General features: G+C 39.0%; 2 protein-coding genes and 1 pseudogene. All 3 read left to right on the top strand.

Going from position 1 to position 3,409, the window contains the following annotated elements; all coding sequences use genetic code 11:
* A pseudogene (locus WBF61_RS00100) lies at nt 1-303 on the top strand (gfo/Idh/MocA family oxidoreductase); the annotation flags it as partial.
* Nucleotides 304-488: 185 nt separating this feature from the next.
* Complete coding sequence (locus WBF61_RS00095; protein WP_424252824.1) at nt 489-1,835, top strand: DEAD/DEAH box helicase; 1,347 nt, start codon at nt 489-491, stop codon at nt 1,833-1,835.
* A gap of 134 nt (nt 1,836-1,969) precedes the next feature.
* Nucleotides 1,970-3,409 (top strand): sigma-54-dependent transcriptional regulator (locus tag WBF61_RS00090; protein WP_424252822.1); only part of this gene is annotated, 1,440 nt, incomplete at its 3' end.

The raw sequence follows: 3,409 nt of genomic DNA, 5'->3' as shown, positions 1-3,409 counted from the left end.
TATTTGCCATCTGAAATTTATGGGCTAGACCAGACGATTTCGTTAGACGGAGTAACGGATATTGCTTCAATTGATGTGGTTGACCGTAAGACAAACTTAAAAGAAACGGTTTCGCAATCCATTAATAAAGCGCCAATGATGGAAGAAGCAGAGGCATTTGCTTATGTTATGGCGAACCCAACGGATAAAGATGCATTAAAAGAGTACGCTGAATGGCAAGAATTGAGTCGTCAGGTTAATCTGATATTAATGGCGTTACGTAAAGATGCAGGCATTAGCTATGAAGCAGATAAAGAAAACTAACATCCTTTAACAAGACTGAAAAATGCACGGCTATAAAAAATGACGTTCTTTTTATAGTTAGTGCATGCTTCGGTCTTTTTATTTATCAAATAAACAGTGACGTACTTTAGATTTGACTGTTTTTTTGGTATGATAGGCAGTGACGCAACGTACAGGAGCGGGGATAAAGAAACGAGGAAATGATAATGATGAATGAAAAAATAGCACCGGAGTTACAAAAGTACTGGGAAGAGTTGGAATACACAACGCCGTCAGCAATTCAAAATAGAGTCTACGACTTAATGAAAAGTGGCCGTGATGTTGTCGGTATCTCTCCTACTGGAACTGGTAAAACAGTCGCATATACACTGCCGGCTCTAGAACAAATTGAGCCTAAAGCAGGAGTTCAATTGATTATACTGACGCCTTCACAAGAATTAGCTGTTCAAGTATCCGCTGTCGTAAAAGAGTGGAGCTCGCAGTTAGGTTTAGACGTACAAACGATTATCGGTGGAGCCAATAAAGTCCGACAAATGGATAACTTGAAAAAGAAACCTGAAATTATTGTTGGAACAACTGGACGTATTCTTGAAATCGCAGAAACAAAAAAATTAAAATTGCATCAGGTTAAAACAGTTATCTTAGATGAAGCCGATCAATTATTGGAACAAGAACAATTAAAAACCGTACGCCAACTGATGAGTAAGATTCCAAGCGAATGTCAAATGGGCTTTTTTTCCGCAACAAGTAATGCGTTAATGGAAGATTTATCTAAGTGGTTTACGGTTGATCCTGAATGGATTGACGTAACCAAAGAAGATGAATCAAAAGGGACAGTCTTACATGCGTACATTGAAACCCCAACACGAAAACGCGTAGAAATTATTCGCCGCTTAACACGCATGGAAGGATTCAAAGCATTGGTTTTTGTTAACAACGTGGCTAATTTGACGCAAGCTTTTGAAAAACTGCAATACGAAGGCATTTCCGTTGCCGTCTTGCATTCAGAAAAATACAAAACAGAAAGACAACATGCGCTGCAACAATTTAGGGACGGTAAAGTAGATGTGCTGTTAACGACCGATGTAGCCTCACGTGGCTTAGATATCAGAGGCTTGCCTTATGTTATCCAATACGACTTGCCAATCAACAAGGAGAGCTACATTCACCGCTCAGGAAGAACTGCACGTATGGGTCAAGCTGGAACAGTCTTAACGCTTGTTAATGACCGCGAACGCCGTGAATTCAAGAAAATTATTTCCTCATTGGATATCACTCTAACACCTTTGTATCTTTATGCGGGAGGTCTGGTAACAGAACGCCCTGAGATAGATGAGGCAACAAGATTAGAAGCAAAAGAAAATAGCAAAGTGAAAAAAATAAAAACAAAAACAAAAGATAAAAAAGAAGCCGTAAAAACTACAGAGGCACTAAACCAATCGACTGATTCGAAAAATAGCCAGGCAGATCAAACGGTGATGGCACCTAAAAAGAAAAAGTTTAAAAAGAAACCGAATAAAAATAAAGGGGCGCGTAAGCCTAAAAAAGACTGAAGTTGATTCATAACGAAAAATTGAATCAAAAAATAAAACAAGGTTAACTAAAAAGAGAAAAGAAGTAGCGGAGTGAGTTTATCCGCTACTTTTAAGTCAGACTAACGTATCCGTTTTCAAAAAGGAGGAATAAAATGGTATCGCGTAAAAACGATGTTCTAACGTACGTAATCAAACAAGATACACCCGTGTCAGCTAAAGAGATTGCAGAGGCGTTAGAGCTTGATCGTACTAACGTAAGCCGTTATTTAAATGAATGGCATAAAGAAGGACGCATTGAAAAAAAAACGGGTAGACCTGTTTTGTATCAAGCTAAAGCTACCCATCCCGTTTTACCAACTTTAAAAGACAACCAAGAAGCGTTTGATAAACTAGTTGGACACGATGCTTCTTTAAAAGTGATGATTCAACAAGCAAAAGCGGCTATCTTGTATCCGCCGCGTGGATTACATACCATTATTTTCGGAGAAACGGGTACGGGTAAAACGTTATTCGCTGAATGCATGTATCAATTTGCGTTAGAGTCTCAAGTTTTGCCTGATGAGGCCCCATTTATTTCTTTTAACTGTGCAGATTACGCACAAAATCCACAATTATTGTTTGGGCATATCTTTGGTGTGAAAAAAGGTTCCTATACAGGCGCGACTGAAGATCGAACGGGTTTAATGCATCAAGCAGATGGTGGAATTCTATTTCTAGACGAAATTCATAGATTGCCACCAGAAGGTCAAGAAATGCTCTTCACCTTTATCGATAAAGGCGTCTACCGTCCGTTAGGTGAGAGTAGAGAGACACGAACAGCGAGTGTTCAAATTATTGGCGCAACGACTGAAAACTCTGAAGTGTTATTGGATACGTTTAACCGACGGATTCCTATGACAATTACCTTGCCACCTTTAGCCGAACGCACCATTGACGAACGCTATGAATTGGTTGCGGCTTTCTTACAGCAAGAAGCACAACGATTGAACCAAAAAATCATCATTGAACGTGAAGTTTTAGTAGCCTTTATGCTTTACCCTGCTAGAGCGAATATTGGGCAAGTACAACGGGACTTAAAACTGGTCTGTGCGAAAGCTTTTTTACATTATCGGACGCACCAAACCGATTGTTTGAAAAGTACGCAACAAGACTTGCCATTGTCGGTACAAAAAGGGTTGTTGCTCGTTAAAGAAGCACCAGAAAGACTCAATCAGTTAGTTGATCGTCATAAAACGCACTTTTCTTACGTCCCTACAAGTCAAAAAACACCGTTCAATCAAACGAGCGAGTCAGACATGAGCGTTTACAACGATATTGAAGAGCGTGTTGAAGAGGCGTTGAAAAGTGGACTATTAAAAGAAATTGAATTAGAAGGCTTCATTCAGAACAATTTGCCACATTATTTTAATGACTACCTCGAAAAATTATCTCTATCGGATATTCACCAAGAATTGGTTCCGTTGACTATTCGTAAAGTTACAGAAAAATTGTATGATTTTGCTGAAAAAAAATTGGATAGAACCTATCATTCAAAATCGCGCTTTGCTTTCTCATTGCATTTGCAGAGTGCGATTGAGCGAATCAAAGAAAAA

This window comes from Carnobacterium sp. (assembly GCF_049673005.1).
Taxonomy (GTDB): domain Bacteria; phylum Bacillota; class Bacilli; order Lactobacillales; family Carnobacteriaceae; genus Carnobacterium_A.
This window is presented reverse-complemented; position numbering and strand designations above follow the sequence as displayed.